Consider the following 26651-nt stretch of genomic DNA (forward strand, 5'->3'; position numbering starts at 1 on the left):
CAGACAGGAACTCTCGCGGTGACACAGGCATGACACTCGACATCACTCAGTTCTACCAGACGTTCTTCGACGAAGCGGACGAACTGCTCGCGCAGATGGAGCAGCTGCTGCTCAATCTGGACGTCGCGCATCCGGACCCGGAAGATCTCGCGGCGATTTTCCGCGCGGCGCATTCGATCAAGGGCGGCGCGGCGACGTTCGGCTTTACCGCGCTGACGGAGACGACCCACATCCTCGAATCGCTGCTCGATCGTGCGCGCAACAACGAACTCGTGCTGCGCAAGGACATGATCGACACGTTCCTCGAAACCAAGGACGTGTTGTCCGGCCAGCTCGCCGATTACCGCGCGAGCGCCGAACCCGACACCGCCGTCGCGAAGGCGATCTGCGCGAAGCTCGAGCAGCTGCATGCCGAAAGCCGCGGCGTTGCCGCACCGGCACCGGCCGCGGCCGAGGCGCCGCAGGCAGCGGTTGCCGCGCCCGTCGAGGAACTCGCAGTTGTGGAAGAAGGCAACCCGCCCGCGCACGTCGTCGATCAGGCGGTGCAGGCGGCGGGCGAATGGAATAACGGCGAACCGGCAGAGACCGGCGGTGCCGAAGGAGCCGGCGACGCGGACGACGCCGCCGGTCCGCATCTGAAAATTACGCTACGGGGCGTTGATGCGAAGGACCAGGAACTGCTTGCCGAAGAGCTGGGCAACCTGGGCAACATCGTCGGGCAGGTCAAGAGCGGCGGCGATCTGACGCTGTGGCTTCAGACCGATGTTCCGTCCGACGACATCATCGCCGTGTGCTGCTTCGTGATCGACGAAAGTCAGATCTCGATCGGCCGCGGAACCGCACCGGCGGACGGTGCTCAGCAAGGCGAACCTGGAACGCCCGACGCTGAGCCTTCGTCCCCGGCGCAAGCAGCACCGGCGGCTTCGGCCGCCACTCATACCGAGGCGCCGGCCGCGCCCGCACAAGCGGCGCCGCCGAGCACCGCCGAGCCCGCGAAGGCCGCGGCGCCTGCTGCGGCAGCGCCGGCCGCATCGGCGGGATCTGCGGCAGCCGAGGCCGAACGCAAGGCCGCGCGTCCGGCAGCGGCTGCGGGCGGCGCGGAAGGCAGCTCGATTCGCGTCGGCGTCGAAAAGGTCGATCAGCTGATCAACCTCGTCGGCGAACTGGTGATCACGCAGGCCATGCTGGCGGAAACCACCAGCACGTTCGACCCGGCGCTGCACGACCGGCTGTTCAACGGCATGGCGCAGCTCGAGCGCAACGCGCGCGATCTGCAGGAAGCCGTCATGTCGATCCGCATGATGCCGATGGATTACGTGTTCAGCCGCTTCCCGCGCCTCGTGCGCGATCTGGCGGCGAAGCTCGGCAAGGAAGTGGAGCTCGTCACCTTCGGTCAGGCGACCGAACTCGACAAGAGCCTGATCGAGCGGATCATCGACCCGCTGACTCACCTCGTGCGCAACAGTCTCGACCACGGCATCGAAACCGTGGAAGCGCGGCGCGCGGCGGGCAAGGACGCGACCGGCCAACTGGTTCTCTCGGCGGCACATCATGGCGGCAACATCGTCATTGAAGTGAGCGACGACGGCGCCGGCCTGCGCCGCGACAAGATTCTCGCCAAGGCGGCCAAGCAGGGCATGCAGGTCAGCGAAAGCATGACCGACGACGAAGTCTGGAACCTCATCTTCCTGCCGGGCTTTTCGACGGCGGAGCAGGTTACGGACGTCTCGGGCCGCGGCGTGGGCATGGACGTCGTAAAGCGCAACATCCAGTCGATGGGCGGTCACGTCGAAATCACCTCGCAGGCAGGCAAGGGCAGCACGACGCGCATCATTCTGCCGCTCACGCTGGCGATTCTGGACGGCATGTCCGTCAAGGTCGGCAACGAGATCTTCATTCTGCCGCTGAACTTCGTGATGGAGTCGCTGCAGCCCCAAGCCGAGGACATCTACACGGTCGCCAACGGCGAGCGCGTGGTACGCGTGCGCGGCGAATATCTGCCGCTCGTCGCGCTGCACGAAGTGTTCAACGTGGCGGACGCGAAGCAGGAGCCGACTCAAGGCATCGTCACCATCATGCAGACCGAGGGGCGCCGCTTTGCAATGCTCATCGACGAGTTGGTGGGGCAGCAGCAGGTCGTCGTGAAGAACCTGGAAACCAATTACCGCAAGGTGCACGGCATTTCCGCAGCGACCATTCTCGGCGACGGCAGCGTCGCGCTGATCGTGGACGTGGCGGCGCTGAACCGCGAGTCGCGCAACGCGCACGGCGCAATGAGCCTCGCATGATGTGCGCAGCATTCGCAGCAACACTTATTCAACCTGATTTATCCCAACCGTTTGGGGGCTAACGTGGCAGAAGTTCAATCCATCAATTCGAGCGTCGCGAACGCGACGAATGGTCGCCGCGACGCGCAGCAGGCCGACGCCGGCGGTCAGGAATTCCTCGTCTTCACGCTCGGCGCCGAAGAGTACGGCATCGACATTCTCAAGGTGCAGGAAATCCGCGGCTACGACAACGTGACGCGCATCGCCAATGCGCCCGAGTTCATCAAGGGCGTAATCAATCTGCGCGGCATCATCGTGCCGATCGTCGACATGCGCATCAAGTTCCATCTTGGCCGCGTCGAGTACGACCACCAGACCGTGGTGATCATCCTGAACGTCGCGCATCGCGTGGTGGGCATGGTGGTGGACGGCGTGTCCGACGTGTTGACGCTTGCCGTCGACCAGATCATGCCGGCGCCGGAATTCGGCGCGACGCTGACGACCGAGTACCTGACGGGCCTCGGCACGGTCGACGGCCGCATGCTGATTCTGATGGACATCGAAAAGCTGATGACGAGCCGCGAAATGGCGCTCATCGAAACGCTCGGCGTCTAACGGCCGCGGCGTTCAAAAGTTTGAAACAGGGAGCACTGAGATGCTAAGCAGGTGGTCGATTCGCACATCGCTCACGCTAGTGGGGATCATTCTCGTCGCGCTGACCATGGTGGTCGGCGTGCTTGGGCTGACGGCGCTCGGCAGCGCAAGCCGTTCGCTCGACCGTATTGCGCGCGGCGATCTGGTGGCGATTCACGCGCTCGACGACGCTTCGGCTTATCTGCTGCGCTCGCGCATCTCGCTCGACCGTGTCACCGCGCTCACCGCGGCAGGCGACACGGAAACGGCGAAGAAGGTGCTGGATCGCGCAGTCGAGCTGTATGGCTTCAGCAACAAGAACTGGCAGACCTATCTGGACGCGCCGAAGGTCGGCGTCGACCAGGCGAAGATGGACGAGCTCGTCGCGCTGCGCACGACGCTCGTGCGCGACGGCGTCGAGCCCGAATTCGCGGCGCTGCGCGCCAACGATCTCGCGGCCTATCACGACATTGCCGACAAGAAGATCAGCCCGATGTTCGTGGCGTATGACAACGTGGCGGCGGCGGTGGTGAAGAGCCTGCAGCAACAGGCTGTCGACCAGCAGGCAGACGCGCAGTCCAACATCTCGCTGATGACCACGTTGATCATCGCCTTCACCGCGCTCTCGCTGCTGCTCGTGGTCGGCCTGCGCTTCGCGCTGCGCGGCCTGATCGTTCAGCCGCTGAAAGACGCAACCGAATGCTTCGAGCGGATCGCCGCGGGCGATCTCTCGGAAACGATCGAAGTGCGAAGCCGCAACGAAATCGGCCGCCTCTTCGCCGGCATCAAGCGGATGCAGGAAAGCATGGCGTCGATGGTCACGGCGGTTCGCAGCAGCACCGAGTCGATCGACACCGGCGCGCGCGAAATCGCGATGGGCAACACGGACCTGTCGCAGCGCACCGAACAGCAGGCCGCTTCGCTGCAGCAAACCGCGCAGAGCATGGAGCAGCTCACGGGCACCGTGCGGCAGAACGCCGAGAACGCGCGCCAGGCGAGCCAGCTTGCCGTGAATGCATCCGATATCGCGACGCGCGGCGGCGACGTGGTGAGCCAGGTCGTCACGACGATGCAGGACATTGCGAGCAGCTCGAGCAAGGTCGTCGACATTATCGGCGTGATCGAAGGCATTGCGTTCCAGACCAACATTCTGGCGCTCAACGCGGCGGTGGAAGCGGCGCGCGCCGGCGAACAGGGCCGCGGCTTCGCGGTCGTGGCGGGCGAAGTGCGCAGCCTCGCGCAACGCAGCGCGAGCGCCGCGAAGGAAATCAAGGAACTGATCGGCGACTCCGCCGACAAGGTGCAAAGCGGCTCGGCGCTCGTCGGACGCGCGGGCACCACGATGGACGAGATCGTGCAGGCCGTGCGCCGCGTGACCGACATCATGGGCGAGATCAGCGCGGCTTCCGAGGAGCAATCCGGCGGCATCGAGCAGGTCAATCGCGCCGTCGTGCAGATGGACGAAGTGACGCAACAGAACGCCGCGCTCGTCGAAGAAGCCGCAGCGGCTGCGGCGTCGCTCGAAGATCAGACGCGCCAGCTGCAAGAGGTGCTGAGCGGCTGGAAGGTGGCAAGCCATGCGGCGCGCAGTTTCAGTGCGGCGAGCGCGCCGGTCGTGCCGCAGGTGAAGGCGCGGGCGAGCGTCGGCAGCAGCAAGCCTGCGGCGAAGACCGCACCGCGTGCCCCGAAGACGGCAGCGAGCGCGCCGGCGGCTCATGCGTCGACGGCGAATGCAACGGCCAGCGCAGCGGCGCATGCAGCCGCCGCAACGAGCGCTGCGCCGGCCGCGGGCAACCACGAAGCAGGCACCGGGCGCGTCGAACCGGCGCTCAAGCCGAAGGCGCCGCGCGCGGCCGCCGAGCCGGTTGCACGTCCGGCAGCGGCGAGCGTGAGCTCGGCCGGTTCGGACGCGGACTGGGAAACCTTTTAAACATGACGATGAAACATGCAGTCATTCGACATCTCGCGCCATGCGGCGCGAATCATCGAAGCACGCTTTCAACGCGTGTCGCGGGCCGGCTGCATGGTGATGGAACGTGCGGGCGGGCGCGACCCCGCGGAAAACATTCCTTGCTCGCGGGCGTTTCCGTCGGGCAGGCGTGATGGCTCGTATCGCAGGCAGGAACTTTCATGATGGCAACGCGCGCACAGCAACGCACCGACCGTGCGGACCCGATCCGATCTAGTGAACAGGGACGTGATTTCGAATTCACCTCCGCAGATTTCACTCGCATTCGCGAACTGATTCACCGCAGCGCCGGCATTTCCCTGTCCGATCACAAGCGCGACATGGCGTACAGCCGACTCGCGCGTCGCCTGCGCGCCCGCGGCCTCGACTCGTTCAGGCAGTATCTCGATCTGCTCGAAGCGGAAAACGATCCGGCCGAGTGGGAAGCCTTCACCAATGCGCTGACCACCAATCTGACCGCGTTCTTTCGCGAGGCGCATCACTTTCCGATTCTCGCGGACTTCGTGACGCGCCGCGCGCAACCGGTGTCCGTGTGGTGCTCGGCGGCCTCGACCGGCGAAGAGCCGTACTCGATCGCGATGACGCTGATCGAAGCGCTCGGCGAAAGCGGCGCACGCCAGGCGACGGTGCTCGCCACCGACATCGACACCCAGGTGCTCGCCAAGGCCGAAGCCGGCATGTATCAGTTCGACCAGGTGAAGCATCTCTCGCCCGAGCGGCTCAAGCGCTTCTTCCTGAAGGGCACCGGCCCGCATGCCGGCATGGTGAAGGTGCGCCCGCAAGTACGCGCCATGGTGCGTTTCGAGCAGTTGAACCTCACCGACCGCGATTACCAGTTGCGCACGCAGTTCGACGCGATCTTCTGCCGCAACGTGATGATCTACTTCGACAAGCCGACGCAAGCGCAAGTGCTCACGCGCTTCGAGCCGCTGATGAAGTCGGGCGGCCTGCTGTTCGCGGGCCACTCGGAAAACTTCACGTATGTCACGCAGGCATTCAGGCTGCGCGGCCAGACCGTCTACGAACTGACGCGCGACGTGGCCGGTGCCCGTGCGCCGGCCCGTACGGGGACGGCGGCGAGCGCATCGACGAGCGGGGTGACGGTATGAGCAGCGCCTTGCCGATCGCCACCAATCTCTACTACGACAACCACTTCCAACGCCCGGGCGTGAAGCTGTTGCCGAACGAGTTCTACACCACGCACGAGGACATGGTGCTCGTGACCGTGCTCGGTTCGTGCGTCGCGGCCTGTATCCAGGACCGCACCGCGGGCATCGGCGGCATGAATCACTTCATGTTGCCCGACGACGGCGCCGAAGTCGGCCAGCCGGCATCCGATTCGATGCGCTACGGCGCTTACGCGATGGAAGTGCTGATCAACGAACTCATCAAGGCCGGCGGCCGGCGCGAGCGTTTCGAAGCGAAAGTGTTCGGCGGCGGCGCGGTGCTCGCGGGCATGACGACCATCAACATCGGCGATCGCAATTCGGAATTCGTGCGCCGCTATCTGGCGCTCGAAAAGATCCGCATCGTCGCGGAAGACTTGCAGGGCTCGCATCCGCGCAAGGTCGCGTTCATGCCGCGCACCGGCCAGGTGATGGTGAAAAAGCTGCGTTTGCAGCAGGATCCGGGCGTCGCCGAGCGCGAACAGGCGCTCGTGCGCCAGACCGCCGAAGCGCGCGCCGAGCGGCTCGCCGCAGCCAGAAAGCGGGTCGAACTGTTCGCCGCACCCGCGGCCGCGCGCCCCAAGATCGAACTGTTCGGCGCGGCTGCCGGCGCAGCAAGGCCGAAAGTCGAACTGTTCGGCTCGACCCCGCGCCCCATCAATTCAAACAACGCCAGAACCGCAGAGGAGGCGTGAGCGCTGTGCAAAAGATCAAAGTACTGTGTGTCGACGATTCGGCGCTGATCCGCAGCCTGATGACCGAGATCATCAACGGCCAGCCGGACATGACCGTCGTCGCGACCGCGCCCGACCCGCTCGTCGCGCGCGAGCTCATCAAGCAGCACAACCCGGACGTGTTGACGCTCGACGTGGAAATGCCGCGCATGGACGGTCTCGACTTTCTCGAGAAGCTGATGCGCTTGCGGCCCATGCCGGTCGTGATGGTGTCCTCGCTGACCGAGCGCGGCAATGAAATCACGCTGCGCGCGCTGGAACTCGGCGCGGTCGACTTCGTCACGAAGCCGAAGGTCGGCATTCGCGACGGCATGCTCGACTACGCGGAAAAGCTCGCCGACAAGATTCGCGCCGCGGCGCGCGCGCGCGTGCGCCAGGCGGCGCCTGCGCATCACGCGCCCGCTGCCGGCGCGCATGCGCCGGTGAGCGCGGCGCCGCTCTTTAACAATCCGCTCGTCAGTACGGAGAAGCTGATTATCGTTGGAGCGTCGACGGGCGGTACCGAAGCTATCCGCGAAGTGCTCGTCCCGCTGCCGCCGGACGCGCCCGCGGTGCTGATCGCGCAGCATATGCCGCCGGGTTTCACAAAATCTTTTGCGCAACGCCTCAATGGTTTGTGCCGGATTACCGTTAAAGAAGCTGAGCACGGCGAACGCGTGCTGCCGGGACATGCGTATATCGCGCCCGGCCACGCTCACCTGCTGCTTGCCCGCAGCGGCGCGAACTACATCGCGCATCTGTCGGACGATCCGCCGGTGAACCGGCATCGTCCTTCGGTGGATGTGCTGTTCCGCTCGGCCGCGCAGCACGCGGGCAAGAACGCGGTCGGAGTGATCCTGACCGGAATGGGGCGCGACGGCGCCGCGGGTCTGCTGGAAATGAAAAAGGCTGGCGCTTATACGCTGGCGCAGGACGAGGCGAGCTGTATCGTGTTCGGCATGCCGCGCGAGGCGATTGCTCTCGGCGCGGCCGACGAAATCGCGTCGCTGCCGGACATGAGCCGGCGCGTGATGGCGCGTCTTGCGTCGATGGGCGATCGCGTTCAGCGGGTATGATGCGCCGTCTGGATTGAAGCGGTCATATGCCGCACCGTGAATCAAGTAAAGGGAATCAAATGGATAAGGCAATGAAGTTTCTGGTAGTGGACGACTTTCCGACGATGCGCCGGATCGTTCGCAACCTCCTCAAAGAGCTCGGCTACGGCAACGTCGACGAAGCCGAAGACGGCCAGGCCGGCCTCGCGCGGCTGCGCGGCGGCACCTACGACTTCGTGATCTCCGACTGGAACATGCCGAACCTCGACGGTCTCGCGATGCTCAAGGAAATCCGTGCTGACGCCAATCTCAAGCATTTGCCGGTGCTGATGGTGACGGCCGAGTCGAAGAAGGAAAACATTATCGCGGCGGCTCAGGCGGGCGCGAGCGGTTATGTCGTGAAGCCGTTCACGGCTGCGACGCTGGACGAGAAGCTCAACAAGATTCTCGAGAAGATGGCCAAGACCGGGAGCTGATGTGAACCTGCCCACCAATGCGCCTAGCGCCGAAGCGGTCAACGAGAGCGGCGACTTCGCGTCAGACCGCATTCTCGCCCGCATTGGACAACTGACACGCACGCTGCGTGATTCGATGCGCGAGCTCGGGCTCGACAAGCACGTCGAGCGCGCGGCTGAAGCCGTACCCGACGCACGCGACCGTCTCAAGTACATCGCGAACATGACCGAGCAGGCCGCCGAGCGCGTGCTTTCCTCGATCGACATCGCGAAGCCGATTCAGGAACAGTTGCAGAAAGACGCCGGCGAGCTCGACGCGCGTTGGGAGCAGTGGTACGCGGCGCCGATCGAACGCGCGGAAGTGCGCGCGCTGATGAACGACACGCGCGAGTTCCTGCGCGGCGTGCCCGAGGCAACCACCGCGACCAACTCGCAGCTCATGGAGATCATGCTGGCGCAGGACTTCCAGGATCTGACCGGCCAGGTGATCAAGAAGATCACCGACGTCGTGTATCTGATCGAGCAGCAATTGCTCGGCGTGCTGGTCGAGAACATCGCGCTCGAGCGGCGCGAGCAGTTCGCGGCGCACGCCGCCGCGCTCGTCGCGGAAGTGTCGCCGACCGGCAGCCCCGAGCATCTGCTGAACGGCCCGCAGATCAATCCGGAAGGCAAAACGGACGTGATGCAGGATCAATCGCAGGTCGACGATCTACTCGCCAGCCTCGGTTTCTGAGCGGCCTTTTAGCGGTCCTTTAGCGGTCCTTTCGCGGCCCGCGCCCTCGCGGCGCGAGGCCCAACCCGTGTATATAGCAAGTCGCGCTCCCGGGCGCCACGCTGTCTATGGACACAAACCGCAGGCATACTACGAGGTCGAAGAGCGGCGCGGAACCCAGGTGAACGCTATCACCGGGGCTTGCAGAGCGAGGTTTTCCTCCAGATGCGGCCCCATCCGTGTCCTATGATTGGCCTACATGCAGCCGGTCCGCGGGAGAGCGCGCGCCGGCCAGCAGCCAGGGAGGAAATTCGTTATGTGGAGTCATGTACGCCGCGCCGGTCGGGTTACGGCGCTTGTGTTGCCTTTTGTCCTGCCCGGTTCGTTTTCCGCCGTGCAGTCCGCTCATGCGGCGCTCGGCGGCGCCCCGATGACGCCTCCCGCGGACGCGTCGGTCTCGTCCCGCACCATGCATCCTTCGAGCGCCGTCGTGCGCTCGGCGTCGGGTGCAGCTTCTTCCGCTTCCGCTACGGCGTCGTACACCGTTCGTGAAACCACGCTCGGCAACGGCACGGTGGTGCGCGAATACGTGGCCACCGACGGCACCGTCTTCGGCATCGCGTGGAACGGCCCGCAAATGCCTGATCTGAATGAGATGCTCGGCAGTTACTTTCCGCAGTACGTCGCAGGTGTGAAGGCCGCGCGTGCGGCGCGCGGCGGCGCACGTGGACCCGTCGCGGTCGATCAGAGCAGCCTCGTCGTGCAGTCCGGCGGCCATATGGGCGCCTTCTCCGGCCGCGCATGGCTGCCGCCCGCGCTGCCTGCCGGCGTCAGCGGCACCGACATCCAGTAACGGCGAGGACGAACGATGCAAACCATGCTCATTGCAAAGAAACTCAAGGACTGGACGCGGGTTGCGGTAACCGTCGTGCTCGTCTCCGCGCTTGCCGCGTGCGGCGGGGGGGGCGGTGACAGCGGCGGCTCCGGTTCCAGCAGCGGCTCGACTGGCGGTTCGACGGGCGGCTCCAGCGGCGGCACGTCGACGAGCGGCTTGCCGGCCAGCCCGACGCAGCAGCCGATTGCGGCGACCGCCGCCAACACGGTGGCGATCTCGGTTGGCCGCGGCGTCACGGGCGTGATCAACATTCCCACGATCAGCGTGACGGTGTGTGTGCCTAACACGACCACATGCCAGACCATCAACAACATTCAGGTCGACACGGGCTCGTTCGGACTGCGCATCGCCAACGCGGCGTTGAATTCGACGATGCAGGGCGCGTTGCCCGTCAGCTCCATCTCCGGTAGTCCGCTCGGCGAATGCGCCACGTTTGCCGACGGCTATACGTGGGGCAGCGTGCGCACGGCGACTGTGACGATTGGCGGTGAAACGACCACAGCGGCAGTTCCGGTGCAGATCATCGGCGACACGGCGGCGAGCGCCACGGCGCCATCCGGTTGCGGCAGCGGCGCGGCGGAGAATACGCCGAGCGATCTGGGCGCAAACGGCATCATCGGCATTGGAACCGCACTCTATGATTGCGGCTCGACGTGCGCGAACGCATCGACCGCGGCGACCTACAGCAATTACTACTCGTGCCCGGGCGGCACCTCGTGCACCCGCGCGACGGTTCTGCTCGCAAACCAGGTCGCCAATCCGGTCGCGAAGTTCCCGGTCGACAACAACGGCGTGATCGTGCAAATGCCGCCCATCAGCAATAACGGGCAGGCTTCGGCCACGGGCACACTGGTGTTCGGCATCGGCACGCAGTCCAACAATGGGCTCGGCTCCGCGCAGGTTCTGACCACCGACGCCTACGGCGACCTGACCGGCAGCGTCTTCAACGGCAGCACCACGACTGCGTTCCTGGATTCCGGCTCGAACGGCTATTTCTTCAACGACAGCTCGCTCACGCTGTGCGGCAGCAGCTTCCCGGGCTTCTATTGCCCATCCTCCGGGCAGACCCGCTCCATCACGCTGGTCGGTGCGAACGCCGCCCAGGCCACGGCGAGCATCGGCATCCTGAGTGCGTCGACGCTCTTTAACAGCGGCACCAACTACGCGTTCAACGACCTCGCGGGCCAGTTGGGCGGGCTCGCCGCGTTCGACCTGGGCTTGCCGTTCTTCTACGGACGTCACGTCTATCACGGCTTCGACCTGAAATCGAACGGGGGCACCCAGGCGCCTTTCGTTGCCTACGCAAGCTGATCCGGCGCGACGCACCGCCTGATCGCCAGCCACGACGCCCGCGCGAAGCAGCGCGGGCGTTGTCTTTTGCGGCGGCGCGCGGCCTCGCGCGCGGCTCGCCCATCCGCCGAAAAGCCCCGGTTTCTCCTCCTTTATCCGCCGATCGGTGCTTGCGCCGACCGGGAATAATCGCTCTCACTGGAAAGAGGCGCAGTGCCTCGCCCGATTGGAGAGCCTTGTGGCAGAGGAAAGCGACCTCGAAAAAACCGAATCAGCCACCCCTCGGCGCTTGCAGAAAGCGCGCGAGGAGGGGCAGATCGTGCGTTCGCGGGAGCTCTCGACGTTCGCGCTGCTCGCGGCCGGCTTTTTCGGCGTGTGGGGCATGTCGGGCAGCATCGGCGAGCATTTGCAGGCCATGCTGCGCGCGGCGTTCACATTCGACCACGCGAGCGCTTTCGAGACGCACCGCATGATGGCGGGCGCCGGCGCGGCGAGCCGCGAAGGCCTCTACGCGCTTTTGCCGATCCTCGCGTTTACCGGCGCGGCCGCCTTGCTCGCGCCGATGGCGCTGGGCGGCTGGCAACTGTCGGCGAAAGGGCTCGAGCCCAAGTTCGACCGCCTCAATCCGATTGCCGGCCTCGGCAAGATCTTTTCGATCAACGGCCCGATCCAGCTCGGCATGTCGCTTGCCAAGACGCTGGTGGTGGGTGTGATCGGCGGTACCGCGATCTGGAACCGGCGCGAGGAGATTCTCGCGCTCGCCACGCAGCCGCTGCACATCGCGCTCGCCAACACCGTGCATCTCATCGCCGTGTGCTGCGGGATGACGGTGGCGGGCATGTTCGTCGTCGCCGCACTGGATGTGCCTTATCAACTCTGGCAGTTCCACAAGAAACTGCGCATGAGCAAGGAAGAAGTGAAGCGCGAGCATCGCGAAAGCGAAGGCGATCCGCACGTGAAGGGCCGGATTCGCCAGCAGCAGCGCGCCATTGCCCGCCGCCGCATGATGACGCAGGTGCCGAAGGCCGACGTCGTGGTCACGAACCCGACGCACTTCGCGGTCGCGCTGCAATACACGGACGGCGAGATGCGCGCGCCGAAGGTGGTCGCAAAGGGCGTGAACCTCGTGGCCGCGCGCATTCGCGAGCTCGCCGCCGAAAACAACGTGCCGCTGCTGGAAGCGCCGCCGCTCGCGCGTGCGCTTTATCACAACGTCGAACTGAACCGCGAGATTCCCGGCCAGCTGTATGGCGCGGTCGCCGAAGTGCTCGCGTGGGTGTACCAGTTGCGGCGCTTCAAAACCGAAGGCGGCGTCAAGCCGGTCGCACCGACCGAGCTCGACGTGCCCGCGGAACTCGACAAGGGCGGTGTATCGGATGAAGAAGCCGATCAGGAAGCCGCCGACACGCTCAACCCCGCTAACGATGACGGAGTCTCGGCATGAACGCTCGCGCCGGTTTCCTCGCTCGACGGCCCGATGCCCTGAGCAGCACCAATTTGCGCGCCTTAGCCGGCCCGGTGCTGATCTGCATGATCCTCGGCATGATGATTCTGCCGTTGCCGCCGTTCCTGCTGGATTTGCTGTTCACCTTCAACATCGCGCTTTCCGTGATGGTGCTGCTCGTCAGCATGTACACGATGAAACCGCTCGACTTCGCCGCTTTCCCGAGCGTGCTGCTGTTCTCGACCCTGCTGCGCCTGTCGCTGAACGTCGCGTCGACGCGCGTCGTGCTGCTCGAAGGCCACACCGGTCCTGACGCCGCGGGCCAGGTGATCGAGTCGTTCGGCCACTTCCTCGTGGGCGGCAACTTCGCGGTCGGTATCGTCGTCTTCATCATTTTGATGGTGATCAACTTCATGGTGATCACGAAGGGCGCGGGGCGGATCGCGGAAGTGTCCGCGCGCTTCACGCTCGACGCGATGCCCGGCAAGCAGATGGCGATCGACGCCGACCTGAACGCCGGCCTCATCAACGAAGAGCAGGCGCGCAAGCGTCGCGCGGAAGTCTCGCAGGAAGCCGAGTTCTACGGCTCGATGGACGGCGCGAGCAAGTTTGTGCGCGGCGACGCGATTGCCGGTTTGCTGATCATGGTGATCAACATCTTCGGCGGGCTGATCGTCGGGATGGTTCAGCACGGCATGGACTTCGCGTCGGCGGGCAAGAACTACACGCTGCTCACCATCGGCGACGGCCTCGTCGCGCAGATTCCGTCGCTCGTCATTTCGACGGCCGCTGGCGTGATCGTGTCGCGCGTCGCAACCAATGAAGACATCGGCACGCAGCTCACCGGGCAGCTCTTCACGAACCCACGCGTGCTGATGATCACCGGCTGCATTCTCGTGCTGATGGGCCTGATTCCGGGCATGCCGCACTTCGCGTTTCTGATCCTGGGCGGCGGTCTGATCCAGCTCGGCCGCACCATGAAAAAGCGCGCCGAGGAACGCAAGAACACGACGGCGCTCGTGAATGTCGCGCCGGCCGCCGTCACGCCGGTCGAGAACACCGAAGCCAGCTGGGACGACGTGACGATGATCGACACGCTCGGCCTCGAAGTGGGCTACCGGCTGATTCCGCTCGTCGACAAGAACTCGGACGGCGAACTGCTCAAGCGGATCAAGAGCATCCGCAAGAAGTTCGCGCAGGAAATCGGCTTTCTGCCGCCGGTCATCCACATTCGCGACAACCTGGAATTGCGGCCGAACGGTTATCGGATCGCGCTGAAGGGCGTAGAAGTGGGCGTCGGCGAGGCGTATCCGGGCCAATGGCTCGCGATCAACCCGGGCCAGGTTTCGGCCGCGCTGCCGGGCACGCCGACGCAAGACCCGGCGTTCGGTCTGCCGGCCATCTGGATCGACACGAATCTGCGCGAACAGGCGCAGGTGTATGGCTACACCGTGGTCGATTCGAGCACCGTGGTCGCCACGCACCTGAATCACCTCGTGGTCACGCACGCGTCCGAGCTGCTCGGCCGTCGCGAGGTGCAGGCGCTGCTGGAGCGCATGCAGAAAGACACGCCGTCGCTCGTCGACGATCTGGTGCCGAAGACGCTGCCGCTCACCACGCTGCAGAAGGTGCTGCAAAACCTGCTGGAAGAAGGCGTGCCGATCCGCGACCTGCGCACCATCCTCGAAGCGCTGTCCGAGCACACGCCGAAGCTCACCGACGCGCACGATCTCACCGCCGCCGTGCGTCTTGCACTCGGCCGCGCGATTACGCAGCAGTGGTTCCCGGGCACCGGCGACATGCAGGTGATGGGCCTCGACTCGAATCTGGAGCGTGTGCTGTCGCAGGCGCTGTCGACCGGTTCGAACCCCGGCCTCGAGCCCGGCCTCGCGCATACGCTGATGACCGAAACGCAGAAGGCGATGAGCCGTCAGCAGAACATGGGACTTGCGCCAGTGCTGCTCGTGCAGCATGCATTGCGGCCGATGCTCGCGCGCTTCCTGCGCCGCAGCCTGCCGCAGTTGAAGGTGCTGTCGTATGCCGAAGTGCCGGACACGCGCAACATCAAGGTGGTCAATCTGATCGGCGCGCAGGGGTAACGCGCGACGAAAAGCGCGCTGAGCACCTTGTCGCAAACTGCGCGGCACTTGCCGCGCGCATGACGGGTGGACCGACACTCGACCGGTTAGCCGGCGCCTGAAGGCGCCGGTTTTCATTTCCGCGCCTGACTTTTCACACCGCGAAGGTATCGGCGAGTCCATGCTTCGCTCACGGGCACCGCCCTGGCGCGGCTTGCGACTCGCCGGCGCGCGCGCGGCACGGCGCGTTTTCGTCACGCGGCGGGTCGGGATGGCGGCGTGCTTCCATCGGCCGAATTACCCACGTTTAACGGCCTTTATCCACCGATCGTCGGACGACGGGTTTCGCAATAATGATCTCAATGGGAAGCGGTGTGTTGCCGGTCCGTCAGTCCGTTTACCTCATCGGGGGTCCAGCTTGAACATTCGTAAATTTATCGGTGCCAACAGTCGCGATGCACTGCGTCTCGTGCGCGAAGCGCTGGGCGCCGACGCGGTCGTGCTGTCCAATCGGACAATGGATGACGGCAGTGTCGAGATCGTCGCATTGGCCGACAGCGACCTTGCGGCGATCACGCCGAAGGCACCGCGCGCCGAAGCGAGCGCAGCACCATCCGCATCGACGAATCCGGCGGCCGCGCAACCCGCGCTGGGCGCGCCGGCCGCGCCGCGCGCGATGTCCGCGCCTCAGGCGATGCAAGCCAATCCGTATGCGAGCGGCATGCCGGACGTGTTCTCGTCGGTGTTCGGCGCGAGCCCCGAAGCCGGCACCGAGACGGCGGGCAGCTTCGCTGATTCGTCGCTCGCAGGCGGTCATGACGCGCAGCCGGCCGCCAAGGTCATGCCGAGTGCGGCGATGAATGCAGCGATGCAAGCGGCGAAGCAAGCCGCCAAGCCGTCCGCGGCGCTGGCCGACCCGCTGGCCGCCGCGCGCAAAGGCGCATTGCATGGCGCTTCCGCCACTGCCGCCAATGCGGCCACCGAGCGCGCGAAGCACGCGCCTGCGCCGCAATCGCAACAGATCAACGTCGGTCAGCCGAGCGCCCGCGCCGCGGCCGCGCGCCTGAACGAAGACATTCGCGCCGACCTGCTGAAGGCCGCCGGTGTGCCGTCCGGCTCCGCGGCTTCGTCCGCCGACGCTCAGGCGCCGCGCACGCTGGCCGAATCGAATCCGTGGCTGATCGATCACGCGCGACGCATCGCCGCCGAGCAACAGCAGCACGGCGAATACAGCGCGCGTCCTCACACGATGACGCCCGCCGACGCGATGGCCAAGGGCCTCGGCGCCGCCGTCGAGCCGGGCAACGCCGCCGCAACGCAAGCAGACAACACGCCGGACTGGGCTCGCGAAGCCGCGCAAGTCGCCGCGCGCCGCGCCGCGCAGAAATTCGCGCCGGCGCCCGCCGCCGCCGACGACACGCGCACGCCTGCTGCTGTCGCTGAAGCAATCAAGGCGCGCATGGAGCAGGTCGTCAAGGAAACCGTGATGAGCGAGCTGTCGTCGCTGCGCGGCATGATGGAAGAACAGTTCGCGGGCCTCATGTGGGGCGACCGTCAACGCCGCAATCCGGCGCACGGCGCGCTGACCAAGCATCTGTTCGCGGCCGGTTTTTCCGCGCAGCTCGTGCAGATGATGGTCGACAACCTGCCCGAGGACGTCGACAACATGGACGACGGCATGGACTGGGTGCGCTCGGTGCTCGCCTCGAACCTGCCGGTGATGGAAGACGAAGACACGCTCATGGAGCGCGGCGGCGTATTCGCGCTGATGGGCCCGACGGGCGTCGGCAAGACCACGACCACGGCCAAGCTCGCGGCGCGCTGCGTGATGCGCTTCGGCGCCAGCAAAGTCGCGCTGCTCACCACCGACAGCTACCGGATCGGCGGTCACGAGCAACTGCGCATCTTCGGCAAGATTCTCGGCGTGTCGGTTCACGCGGTGAAAGACAGCGCCGACCTGCAACTCGCGCTCTCCGAATTGCGCAACAAGCACATCGTGCTGATCGACACGATCGGCATGAGCCAGCGCGACCGGCTCGTGTCCGACCAGATAGCGATGTTAAGCCGTGCGGGCCAGCCGGTGCAGCGTCTGTTGCTGCTCAACGCAACGAGCCACGGCGACACGCTCAACGAAGTCGTGCAGGCGTACCAGCGCGGACCGGATCAACAGCCGCTCGCCGGCTGCATTCTGACCAAGCTCGACGAGGCCACCAACCTGGGTGGCGTACTCGATACGGTGATCCGCTACAAGCTGCCGGTGCACTACGTGTCGACCGGCCAGAAAGTGCCGGAAAACCTCTACGTCGCGACCAAACGTTTCCTGCTGAAGAGCGCGTTCTGCATTCCGCGCGATCACTCGCCGTTCGTTCCGCACGACGACGACGTGCCCGCGCTGCTCTCCGCGCTGTCCGCGCGCTCCACCGCTGAATTGCACGAGGTCCGCTTTGGATAAGCTCGTCTCCGATCAGGCAGAAGGACTGCGGCGCCTTCTCGCGCGCAGCGGCTCGCGCGTGATTTCGATAACGGGCGGGTCGCTGGGCGCGGGCTGCACAGCCACGGTGATCAACCTCGCGGCGGCGCTCGCGCAGCAAGGCAAGGACGTGCTCGTGATCGACGAGTGGCTCGGCGACAAGTCGGTGAGCGCGCTTGCCGGCAGCGTGCGCGGCGCGGGCAACTTTACGGCGGTGATGCGCGGCGAGATGACGCTCGACGACGCGGCTTCGCGGCATCCGCTCGGCTTCTCGGTGCTGGCCGCCTCGCGTGCGCATCGCGAGGGCTATAGCGCGGCGCAATTGAGCGTGCTGCTGCACGGCTCCGCCGACGTCGTGCTGATCGACGCGCAACTGGATCAGCAAGGGCACCTGTCGGCGCTCGCGATGCAGGCGCACGACGTGATGATCGTCACGCGCATGGCCGCGCAGGCGATCACGGACGCCTATGCATGCATGAAGCGCCTGCATTACGCCCACGCCATCGCGCAGTTTCGCGTGCTGGTGAACCACGTGCAGAGCGTGGAAGACGCTCGCACTGCTTTTGCAAACCTGGCCGGCGTGGCCGGGCGCTACCTCGCGGTGGCGCTGGAAGACGCCGGTTGCATTGCCGCGGATGCGCGGATGGCGCGAGCCGAAGAGTTGTCGCGTTGTGTCGTCGACGCATTTCCGTCGACACCGGCAGCGCGCGATTTCCGGCACCTCGCGGCCGAACTGCAGTACTGGCCGATGCGGCCAGCGATGTCGTCGCAAACGCCATGGATGGCGCCTGCGACAGTTTCAGCGGCGCAACACGCCGACCAACCGTCTGCGCAGCACGCCTGAGGGGCGGCACAAGGACAAGGGGAGCACGATGTATAACGCTCAGGGAAAGATTTCCCAAGCCGATGTTTTAACGAAGTACGCACCGCTCGTGCGTCGACTCGGCTTGCAGCTCGTCGCCAAAATGCCGGCCAGCGTCGACCTCGACGATCTGATTCAGGCCGGCATGATCGGCCTGCTGGATGCCGCGAGCCGCTACAAGGAAGATCAGGGCGCGCAGTTCGAGACCTACGCGAGCCAGCGGATTCGCGGCGCGATGCTGGACGAATTGCGCAGTAACGACTGGCTGCCGCGCAGCTTGCGGCGCACCTCGCGAGAAGTGGAAACAGCTGTGCACAAGGTGGAGCAGAACCTGGGCCGCTCGGCGAGCGAAACGGAGATTGCCGAGCACCTGCAAATGCCGCTCGACGAGTATCAGTCGATGCTGCAGGATCTGCACGGCAGCCAGCTCATCTACTACGAAGACTTCGACCGTTCCGCCGACGACGAACCGTTTCTGGACCGTTACTGCGTGGATCACTCGGATCCGCTCTCGGCATTGCTCGACGAGAGCCTGCGCTCCGCGCTGGTGGAAGCCATCGACCGCTTGCCAGAACGCGAAAAGCTGCTGATGTCGCTCTACTACGAGCGCGGCATGAACCTGCGTGAAATCGGCGCGGTGATGGAAGTCAGCGAGTCGCGCGTATGCCAGCTGCACAGCCAGGCGGTGGCGCGTTTGCGCACACGTCTGCGCGAAATGGCCTGGGCGAATGCCGAGGCCACCTGAGCGCTCTGCCTCGCGCGCCAACGCATGCGTGTCAAGCCTCCGCCATTTCATGCTCGGCGGCGAGCGCGAGAAAAGCAGAACGCGACATGCCACGCGCCTGCGCGTATTCGTCGATTTCATGCACCAGCGCCTCGGGTAACGAGATGTTGATGCGAACCGCCTTCTTCAGCGCGGGAATATTCCGGGTTGTCACGAAGCCCCACGTGAAACCCGCGTAGTCAGGATTACGCCGATGCTCGTCTAGCGTCCGCCTTTCGGGAATCGGCAAGCCTTCGTCGAGCAGCGTGTCCAGATGCGCCTCGATCGCCTCTTTCGCGTTCGCGTAAGCCTCCTCCAGCGTATCTCCCGCCGAATGACAGCCCGGAATATCCGGCACGATGACGCCGAACGCGTGCTCTGCGTCGCCTGGCTCGATGGCGACCGGAAAGATCAAGTTTTTCATTTCAGCCCTGCCTGTTTCAAGATGCTGTTCAGCGTGCCGGGCGGAAGGTCCCTTTTGGGATGGGGGATGGTCACGAGCCCGGCTTTCAATGCGTGCCGGAAGTGATGATGGCTGCCCGATATCCGGACAAGCCGCCAGCCATCCGCGTGAATCAGTTTGACGACCTCGGCACTGTTCATACTGCACTCCTCGTACTATACACACGATTACACAACCTCGCTAGAGTCAGTTTCCGCTGCTGTCGGACGACACGGGAAAGGCGGCGTGCCTACGCGCGCCGGCGGCGGAAAACCTCGTTGGGGAAAGAGGAGATTTGAACGCGGGCGGCACCCTGAGCGCCACCTGGCCGGATGGCCAATGTGTGAGGGAAGGAGGGAAGTGCGAGCGAGCGAGACGGTGAAAACAAAAAGGGCCCGTCGCAGCGACGAGCCCTTGATGGAAATGTTCTGTCTGATCGCGGTTTTACACCGCCGCGCGTGCCGGAATACGCCCGTCGGGACCGTAGAAACCGGCCTTTTGCGGCATCACCACCTGCAGCGCGGCCAGCGCCCGCTGGTTGTAGTCCATGCGGACGCGAATCAGCTCGCCGTTGCTGGTGTTCGAGCGGCGCGCGCGCTCGGCGGCCTTTTGCAGCAGCGACCACTGGGCGCCGAGGCGCTCGTCGGTGCTGGCGGCGAGTTCCATGCCGGCCCAGCCGCCCGGAAAACCCATGCCGGCGAGCAGCTCGTCGCGGCGGGTTTCGAGCTGCGCGAGCTCGCCGATCAGTGCGGTCTTTTTCTCGATTACCGAAGGCAGCAATTCGACCGGCGACAACGCGGTGAGCGCCTTGGTCTCGAGCGTCAGGACCGACGCGAATGCCTCGACGGCGGAATATTCTTCGATGAGGGTGGCAAGCAGGGCGTCTTTCATCTCAACAACTCGCTGAAAACGTCGGCTCGCAGAGGAATTGCGAGCCGGGTTTGTCGAACGCCGCCCGGCAATTCACCGTACTTCGATGCGTCGATTAGTTGCCGGTCGACGAGGATTTGGTCTGCAACAGTTCGCGTGCGGTGCTGAGCACGCCGTCGGCGATCTTGCCGGAGTCGATCGTGAGCGTGCCGTCCTTGATGGCCTGCTTGATCGACTCGACGTGCGCCATGTCGATGTCGGCGGAACCGGACGCCGCGAGGCTGCGCAAATGCTGCGACAGGCCCGACAGGCTGACGCTCGCGTCGCCCGAGCCGCTGGAAGTGGGTTGCGAGGCAGTGCCCGCCGTCTGCGCGCCGGTGTTCGCGGTCGCCGCTTCGCTTTGCTGCGAGCGGGACACGGCATCTTTCAACGTCGGCAGGTTCGAATTGGTTTGGGAATCGACTTTCACGATTGGCTTCCTGAACGATTTGATTCTGATAACGGCAAGCGTTCATCAAAACTTTAGCGCAATCGCTGCAGCTTTTTCCTTGTCTATCAAGACGATCCGGCCCTGAAACGGCCGGCGCCGCCAGAACCTGCGCGACGCGCGGGTCGTCCGCTTTCACAGTTGAATCTCCACCGTGGCGCCGTCCTTGACGATGCCCGAGATGATCTGGCCGTTGGCGGTCTTCACGCGAACCTGCTGACCCGGCGACGCATTGTTCATCGCGCTGCCTTCCGAGGAAATCGCGAAACCGTCGCCGGCGGCCACCACGCGCACCGTCTGCCCGATGGACACCGCCGACGCGCTTTTGAGCATGTCGCGGCGCAGCGGCATGCCGGCGGAGACGCGCGTCAGCGTGACCGAGCCGACCGCCTGCGCCGGATCCGTCACGATGGCCTGCGGCAAGCCCGTCAGATCGCCATCGCGCGCGACGAGGTCGGCGGCGGTGACCACTTCGCCGACCGACATGGCGCGGCCCGCGAGGTAGTAGGTGGCATGCAGCGAAACGCGCGCCTGCAGATAGATGGTCCACGGACGCTGGCCCGCGCAACGCACGCCGACGGTCACGCGGCCCCACAGGCGCGCGCCGCTCGGCATGAACGGCTCGAGCATCATGCACGCGGCGAGACCACGCGGAAACGCGGGCGCGACGGTGATTTCCACCTTGCCCGGCAAGCCCGCCGATTGCTGTTGCAAAAACGCCAGCGCGACGGCGCGAATCGCTTCCGGGTCCTGCTGGCCGGGTAGCGGCGCAGGCTGCGCCGGGGCTGCCGTGCGCGGATTCGGTTGGGCGACGGCCGCCGCGGCTGCGGCAGGCCGCGTGACAGGCATGCTGGCCGTCGGCGCGACGCCGGCGCTCATCGTCGCATTGGCGGGCGCGCTCGCGCGCGTGGCAACCGGTTTGCCGTCCGCGCCGAACTGCGGCGGCTCGCCGCGTGCCGCCAGCGGATCGAAACTGTCCGTTGCCGAAGAACCTGCAGTTGCCGCCGACCCCGACACGCCAGCCGCTGCGCGGCCTGCCACGCCCGAAGGCGCGTTGGCCGCGACCGGCTGAACGCCCGCGCTGCCGCGTGCGCCGTTGGTTTGCGGCGCCGGGGCCACGACAACCGGCACGACGCGGCGCGAAGCCGGCATCGTGTCGAGGCGGCCGGCGGTGCCGGCTGGGCTGGCCGTATCGGCCGGGTTGGCGGAGTTCGTTGTGCTGGTGGCGCTCGTGCCGGCGCGCCCCGGCGCGGGAATGGTGACGACACCGTTCGCGTCCGGCTTGAAATTGGTGCGAATCATTTGCGGCGCGACCGGCGTGTCGCCCGCGCCCGCAATGACGATCGAGCCGCTGGCGTTGGCGGCGCGGGTAAACGCATCGGCGTCGCGCGTGGACGAACCTCGCGTCAGCGATTGCGCGGTGGCGGCGGCGAGTGTCGCGGCCGAGCCGGTCCGTTTGGCGGGCGCCGTCTGCATATGCTCGGCAAGTTCCGCGAGCGCGGCGGGATTCTGTTCGTTCGGGCCGGCAATCACGATCGGGCCGTCGGCTTCGCCGGCCTGCGCGCCGGCGGCCAACAGCAGCGCGGCGCCGCCCGACGCGGCCACGCCGAGCGTCGAACTCAACAGAAGCCTCGCCGCGACGCGCAGGGCGGCCGCACTCATGCGATGCGCCGCCGCGCGTCGTGCGCGGGGCGTCGGATCGGAAGTGGGCTGGTCCATCGCGGTTCTCCATCGAATGCATTCGGTACGCCTTGCATTCTATTGAGCGCCCCCTTTGCGCAAACGTTGAATAGAAGCCCCCTTTCCCGGTTATTCGTCCGATTGCTGCTTGCGCGGCGCCCATAAGATGCTCCTCATGCAAAAAGGCCTTCCCGTCTCATGCAGCTCTCTGACAAGAGCGCACGGGAAGCCTCGGGACCGCTCTCCGGAGATTCTTATGCTGGACAAACTCGATGCCGAATTCGCTTTTGGACGTGAAGCGCTCGACGTGCGCGCTTACCGCCAGGAGCTCCTGTCGTCGAATATCGCCAATGCCGACACGCCCGGCTACAAGGCGCGCGACGTCGACTTCGCCTCGTCGCTTGCGGGCGCGCTGAAAAAGACCGGCGCGACCGGTCACGCGGCGTCGAACACCGCCGCGCTGCCGATGGCGCAGCCGGCCGGCGTGACGAGCGGCATGTCGATGGCGGCGACGGCGCCGGGCCACATGTCCGGCAAATCGACGCTGAGCGCGTCAGGCGGCACCTCCGACGACTACGGCAATCTGCAATACCGCGTGCCGACGCAACCGGCGCTCGACGGCAACACCGTCGACATCGACACGGAGCGCGTGCAGTTCGCGGACAACACGCTGCACTTCGAATCCGGCATGACGGTGCTCTCGAACCAGATCAAGACGATGCTGTCGGCGATCCAGTCGGGCTCCTGAGCAGCGCCGCAAGACATGCGCGGCAGGTAGAACAAATCGCTACGGGAACTAACTTGAAGCCGGCTCGAACCGGCAAGAAAGGTCAGCAAACATGCCTTCTTTGATGAACATATTCGGTGTTGCAGGCTCCGCGATGTCCGCGCAGTCGCAACGGCTCAACGTGACGGCCTCGAACCTCGCCAACGCGGACAGCACGACCGGCCCGGACGGCCAGCCGTACAAGGCCAAGCAGGTCGTGTTCGCGGTCGCGCCGCTCGGCGGTGCGCGCACGGCGTCCGGCCAGCAGGTTGGCGGCGTGCAGGTGACCGGCGTGGTCGACGACCCGACGCCGATGAAGACCGCCTACGACCCCGGCAATCCGGCGGCGAACGCGGACGGCTATGTCACCTTGCCGAACGTCGACCCGGTGCAGGAAATGGTGAACATGATTTCGGCGTCGCGCTCGTACCAGGCCAACGTCGAAACCCTGAACACCGCCAAGACCCTGATGCTGAAAACGCTCACGATCGGAACCTGAGGAGAGCCCCTTGACCACCAGCACCACCATCGGCAGCAACGGCACGAACGTGTCGCAAACGCTGCTCGACACGATGAACGGCACGAAGAGCTCGTCGAGCACGGGCAGTTCGACGAGTTCGACGACCGGCACCTCCGGCACCTCGGCGACCGATCTGCAGAACACCTTCCTGAGCCTGCTCGTGGCGCAGTTGAAGAACCAGGACCCGACCAATCCGATGGACAGCTCGCAGATGACTTCGCAGCTTGCCCAGATCAACACCGTGTCGGGCATCAGCCAGTTGAACACGACGTTGAGCTCGCTCGCGACGCAGATGTCCGCCGGCCAGCAGTCGCAGGCGGCGCTGCTGATCGGCTCGACCGTGCTCGCGCCGGGCAGCTCGATTTCGGTTGCAGGCGGCAAGGCGAGCTCGTTCGGCGTGCAGCTCGCGAACTCGGTGAACGACCTGCAGGTCGTCGTGAAGAACTCGGCAGGCCAGATCGTCAACACGATCGACCTCGGCAAGCAGTCGGCGGGCACGATTCCGGTGGGCTGGACGCCGACCGACTCGGCCGGCAACACGCTGCCCGACGGCACCTACACCATCAGCGCGGTCGGCACGATCAACGGCCAGCAGGCCACGGCCAGCACGCTCGCGGGCGCAACGGTGCAAAGCGTCGTGACCCAGGCAAGCGGCACGCCGGGCCTCGTGCTGTCGAACGGCTCGACCGTCTCGCTGACGAGCGTCGCCGCCATCCTCTAATTCAGATCAAGTCAGTTACGACTTTCCAGACACGGAGACCGTCATGGGTTACCAACAAGGTTTGAGTGGTTTGTCGGCATCGTCGAGCGATCTCGACGTGATCGGCAACAACATCGCCAACGCGAATACGGTTGGCTTCAAGAGCGGCGCGGCGCAATTCGCCGACATGTACGCGAATTCGGTGGCGACCGCCGTGGGCAACCAGGTCGGCATCGGCACGAAGCTCTCGGAAGTGCAGCAGCAGTTTTCGCAAGGCACGATTACGAGCACGAATCAGGCGCTCGACGTCGCGATCAACGGCAACGGCTTCTTCCAGCTGTCGAACAACGGTTCGCTCGTGTATTCGCGCAACGGCGTGTTCCAGCTCGACAAGAACGGCTTCATCACGAACGCGCAAGGCTTGCAGTTGATGGGCTATGCGGCCAACAGCGCCGGCATCATCAACACCGCGCAGACCGTGCCGTTGAGCGTGCCGACCGCGAACATCGCGCCGAAGGCCACGACCAACATTTCCGCCGGCCTCAACCTGAACGCGCAGGATCCGCTGATGCTCGGCACGCCGAGCGTGACGGCCAACGCGTCGAATACCGGCACGCTGACGTCGCCGGGCGCGACGATCACCAACACCGCCTCCGGCACGAACAAGGACAACTACACCGTCACGTTCACCAGCGCGACGGCCTACACGGTGACCGACACGACGCTCGGCACCTCGACGACCGGCACCTACACGGCCGGCTCGCCGATCTCGCTCGGCAATGGTCAGACCGTCACGTTCAACGGCGTGCCTGGCACCGGCGACAGCTACACCATTGCGCCGACGCCGGTGGCCTTCAACCAGAACAGCTCGTCGACGTATAACTACTCGACCAGCACGACCGTGTACGACTCGCTCGGCGGCTCGCAGACGGTCAACATGTATTTCGCCAAGACCTCGGCCGGCACGTGGGACGTGTACGCCGGCGTGTCGACCGGCACCGCCTCGCTCGTCGGCCACGCGAACTTCAACTCGTCGGGCACGCTGCTCGGCACGACCGACGCTGCGGGTACCGCGACCACCACGCCGTATGTCTTCAACTTCTCTGTGCCGACCACCGACGGTTCGTCGACCCCGCAGGCGCTGACGCTGAACATTTCGGGCACGACGCAGTACGGCGGCAAGAACGGCGTGAACTCGCTGCAGCCCGACGGCTACGCGGCCGGCACGCTGACGAGCTTCACGATCGGCGCCGACGGCACGCTGACCGGCAACTACTCGAACCAGCAGACCGCGGCGCTCGGCCAGATCGTGCTCGCCAACTTCTCGAACCAGAACGGTCTCGTCAACCTCGGCAACAACGAATTCCAGCAGACGTCGCAGTCGGGCGTCGCGCAGATTTCGGCGCCGGGCTCGACGAACCACGGCGTGCTGCAAGGCGGCGCGGTCGAGAACTCGAACGTCGACCTGACGAGCCAACTGGTGGATCTGATCACCGCGCAACGCAACTATCAGGCGAACGCGCAGACGATCAAGACGCAACAGACCGTCGACCAGACGCTCATCAACCTGTAAGCGAGCAGGACGGACCCATCATGGATCGGCTGATCTACACCGCGATGTCGGGCAGCACGCAAGCGCTCGAACAGCAGGCCATCGTTGCGAACAATCTGGCGAACGCGTCCACCACCGGTTTCCGCGCGCAGCTGGCGACGTTTCGCGCCGTGCCGATGTCGTTCGGCGACGGCAGTTCGATCAACGACAACACCACGCGTACCTTCGTGCTGTCGTCGACGCCGGGCGCGGACTACACGCCAGGCCCGATCCAGCAGACGGGCAATCCTCTCGACGTCGCGATCGAAGGCCCGGGCTGGCTGTCCGTGCAGACCGCCGACGGCGGCGAGGCGTACACGCGCGCGGGCAATCTGCACATCGACCAGAACGGCCAGCTGGTCAACGCCACCAATCAGGTGGTGCTCGGCAACGGCGGGCCGGTTTCGGTGCCGCCGGGCGCACAGATCACCATCGGCCGCGACGGCACGGTGACCGCGCTCACGCCGGGCGATCCGCCGACAGCCGTGGTGACGATCGATCAGCTGAAGCTGGTCAATCCCGATCCGCAAACGCTGACGCGCGGCGACGACGGCCTGTTCCGCACCGCCGACGGCAATCCCGCCGACGCGGATCCGACCGTGGCGGTCGCGCCTGCATCGCTTGAAGGCAGCAACGTGAATCCGGTGAGCGCGATGGTTTCGATGATCACCAACGCGCGCCAGTTCCAGATGCAGACGAAGCTGCTGGAAAGCGCGGACAAGAACGATCAGGCCGCCAATCAGTTGCTGAATTTCAGCTGACGGGCATGGCGGGCCGTGCACCGGCTCGCAAACAAGTTGCATGGGACCGCACTCAGCGCTAA

The 26651-nt window shown here is 65.4% G+C and carries 25 protein-coding genes; 20 read left to right on the forward strand and 5 right to left on the reverse strand.

Annotation, left to right across the window (positions count from 1 at the left end):
• The first annotated feature begins 29 nt into the window (after positions 1-29).
• The 15 genes from cheA to ACEN8U_RS14535 all read left to right on the forward strand — a co-directional run bounded on the left by cheA (position 30) and on the right by ACEN8U_RS14535 (position 18754).
• Positions 30-2288 (forward strand): chemotaxis protein CheA, encoded by a 2259-nt coding sequence (gene cheA / locus ACEN8U_RS14465; RefSeq protein ID WP_015004019.1) that lies wholly within the window; start codon positions 30-32, stop codon positions 2286-2288.
• Between the two features lie 63 nt (positions 2289-2351).
• Positions 2352-2882, forward strand: coding sequence for a chemotaxis protein CheW (locus tag ACEN8U_RS14470; protein ID WP_006050900.1), 531 nt, complete (start codon positions 2352-2354; stop codon positions 2880-2882).
• Positions 2883-2922: 40 nt separating this feature from the next.
• Complete coding sequence (locus tag ACEN8U_RS14475) at positions 2923-4830, forward strand: methyl-accepting chemotaxis protein (RefSeq protein ID WP_310104277.1); 1908 nt, start codon at positions 2923-2925, stop codon at positions 4828-4830.
• Positions 4831-5030: 200 nt separating this feature from the next.
• Entirely contained in the window at positions 5031-5978 is a 948-nt protein-coding gene (locus tag ACEN8U_RS14480; RefSeq protein WP_310104274.1) for a CheR family methyltransferase, read from the forward strand.
• Positions 5975-6730: a chemoreceptor glutamine deamidase CheD gene (gene cheD, locus ACEN8U_RS14485; RefSeq protein ID WP_013589951.1), complete on the forward strand. Its 756-nt coding sequence runs from the start codon at positions 5975-5977 to the stop codon at positions 6728-6730. Before ACEN8U_RS14480 ends, cheD begins: the two co-directional genes overlap by 4 nt.
• 5 nt (positions 6731-6735) lie before the next feature.
• Positions 6736-7824, forward strand: coding sequence for a protein-glutamate methylesterase/protein-glutamine glutaminase (locus ACEN8U_RS14490; protein WP_015004014.1), 1089 nt, complete (start codon positions 6736-6738; stop codon positions 7822-7824).
• Between the two features lie 59 nt (positions 7825-7883).
• Positions 7884-8279, forward strand: a complete 396-nt coding sequence (gene cheY, locus ACEN8U_RS14495; protein ID WP_006050905.1) for a chemotaxis response regulator CheY — start codon at positions 7884-7886, stop codon at positions 8277-8279.
• Between the two features lies 1 nt (position 8280).
• A complete protein-coding gene (gene cheZ / locus ACEN8U_RS14500) occupies positions 8281-8991 on the forward strand; it encodes a protein phosphatase CheZ (RefSeq protein ID WP_013589949.1) in 711 nt (236 codons plus the stop codon).
• Positions 8992-9286: 295 nt separating this feature from the next.
• Positions 9287-9823 carry a DUF2844 domain-containing protein gene (locus ACEN8U_RS14505; RefSeq protein WP_015004013.1) on the forward strand — a complete coding sequence of 179 codons (537 nt, stop codon included), beginning with the start codon at positions 9287-9289 and terminating at the stop codon, positions 9821-9823.
• Positions 9824-9838: 15 nt separating this feature from the next.
• A complete protein-coding gene (locus ACEN8U_RS14510) occupies positions 9839-11176 on the forward strand; it encodes a DUF3443 domain-containing protein (protein WP_310104270.1) in 1338 nt (445 codons plus the stop codon).
• A 217-nt stretch (positions 11177-11393) separates the two neighbouring features.
• Positions 11394-12599, forward strand: coding sequence for a flagellar biosynthesis protein FlhB (flhB, locus tag ACEN8U_RS14515; RefSeq protein WP_015004011.1), 1206 nt, complete (start codon positions 11394-11396; stop codon positions 12597-12599).
• On the forward strand, positions 12596-14698 hold the full coding sequence (gene flhA / locus ACEN8U_RS14520) for a flagellar biosynthesis protein FlhA (protein ID WP_310104267.1): 2103 nt from the start codon (positions 12596-12598) through the stop codon (positions 14696-14698). Before flhB ends, flhA begins: the two co-directional genes overlap by 4 nt.
• Positions 14699-15095: 397 nt before the next feature.
• Positions 15096-17129, forward strand: coding sequence for a flagellar biosynthesis protein FlhF (flhF, locus tag ACEN8U_RS14525; RefSeq protein ID WP_310104264.1), 2034 nt, complete (start codon positions 15096-15098; stop codon positions 17127-17129).
• Entirely contained in the window at positions 17122-17991 is an 870-nt protein-coding gene (locus ACEN8U_RS14530) for a MinD/ParA family protein (RefSeq protein WP_310104260.1), read from the forward strand. The genes flhF and ACEN8U_RS14530 overlap by 8 nt, the downstream gene beginning before the upstream one ends.
• Positions 17992-18019: 28 nt before the next feature.
• Complete coding sequence (locus ACEN8U_RS14535) at positions 18020-18754, forward strand: RNA polymerase sigma factor FliA (protein ID WP_015004008.1); 735 nt, start codon at positions 18020-18022, stop codon at positions 18752-18754.
• 31 nt (positions 18755-18785) lie between these two features.
• Here ACEN8U_RS14535 and ACEN8U_RS14540 read toward each other — a convergent pair whose 3' ends face one another.
• From ACEN8U_RS14540 to flgA, 5 genes are all read right to left on the reverse strand, one after another.
• On the reverse strand, positions 18786-19196 hold the full coding sequence (locus tag ACEN8U_RS14540; RefSeq protein ID WP_028361467.1) for a type II toxin-antitoxin system HicB family antitoxin: 411 nt from the start codon (positions 19194-19196) through the stop codon (positions 18786-18788).
• A complete protein-coding gene (locus ACEN8U_RS14545) occupies positions 19193-19375 on the reverse strand; it encodes a type II toxin-antitoxin system HicA family toxin (RefSeq protein ID WP_013589940.1) in 183 nt (60 codons plus the stop codon). The genes ACEN8U_RS14540 and ACEN8U_RS14545 overlap by 4 nt, the downstream gene beginning before the upstream one ends.
• Before the next feature lie 283 nt (positions 19376-19658).
• Positions 19659-20105 (reverse strand): flagella synthesis protein FlgN, encoded by a 447-nt coding sequence (locus tag ACEN8U_RS14550; RefSeq protein WP_015004006.1) that lies wholly within the window; start codon positions 20103-20105, stop codon positions 19659-19661.
• A 94-nt stretch (positions 20106-20199) separates the two neighbouring features.
• A complete protein-coding gene (flgM, locus tag ACEN8U_RS14555) occupies positions 20200-20553 on the reverse strand; it encodes a flagellar biosynthesis anti-sigma factor FlgM (protein WP_015004005.1) in 354 nt (117 codons plus the stop codon).
• Between the two features lie 153 nt (positions 20554-20706).
• Complete coding sequence (flgA, locus tag ACEN8U_RS14560) at positions 20707-22290, reverse strand: flagellar basal body P-ring formation chaperone FlgA (RefSeq protein WP_310104255.1); 1584 nt, start codon at positions 22288-22290, stop codon at positions 20707-20709.
• A 217-nt stretch (positions 22291-22507) separates the two neighbouring features.
• On the opposite strand from flgA, the gene flgB reads away from it, so the two are divergent.
• The 5 genes from flgB (at position 22508) to flgF (ending at position 26589) form a co-directional block, all read left to right on the forward strand.
• On the forward strand, positions 22508-22999 hold the full coding sequence (gene flgB, locus ACEN8U_RS14565; protein WP_310104252.1) for a flagellar basal body rod protein FlgB: 492 nt from the start codon (positions 22508-22510) through the stop codon (positions 22997-22999).
• A gap of 91 nt (positions 23000-23090) precedes the next feature.
• On the forward strand, positions 23091-23516 hold the full coding sequence (flgC, locus tag ACEN8U_RS14570) for a flagellar basal body rod protein FlgC (RefSeq protein WP_028361470.1): 426 nt from the start codon (positions 23091-23093) through the stop codon (positions 23514-23516).
• Between the two features lie 10 nt (positions 23517-23526).
• Complete coding sequence (locus ACEN8U_RS14575; protein ID WP_015004002.1) at positions 23527-24258, forward strand: flagellar hook assembly protein FlgD; 732 nt, start codon at positions 23527-23529, stop codon at positions 24256-24258.
• 43 nt (positions 24259-24301) lie between these two features.
• The gene (locus ACEN8U_RS14580) at positions 24302-25810 is read left to right on the forward strand and encodes a flagellar hook protein FlgE (RefSeq protein ID WP_310104248.1); all 1509 of its coding nucleotides are present in this window, start codon (positions 24302-24304) and stop codon (positions 25808-25810) included.
• Between the two features lie 20 nt (positions 25811-25830).
• Positions 25831-26589 carry a flagellar basal-body rod protein FlgF gene (gene flgF / locus ACEN8U_RS14585; RefSeq protein WP_013589932.1) on the forward strand — a complete coding sequence of 253 codons (759 nt, stop codon included), beginning with the start codon at positions 25831-25833 and terminating at the stop codon, positions 26587-26589.
• Positions 26590-26651: the final 62 nt, after the last annotated feature.

The sequence above is a fragment of the Paraburkholderia phenoliruptrix genome, assembly GCF_047325075.1.
In the GTDB taxonomy this organism is placed as follows: Bacteria; Pseudomonadota; Gammaproteobacteria; order Burkholderiales; family Burkholderiaceae; genus Paraburkholderia; species Paraburkholderia phenoliruptrix.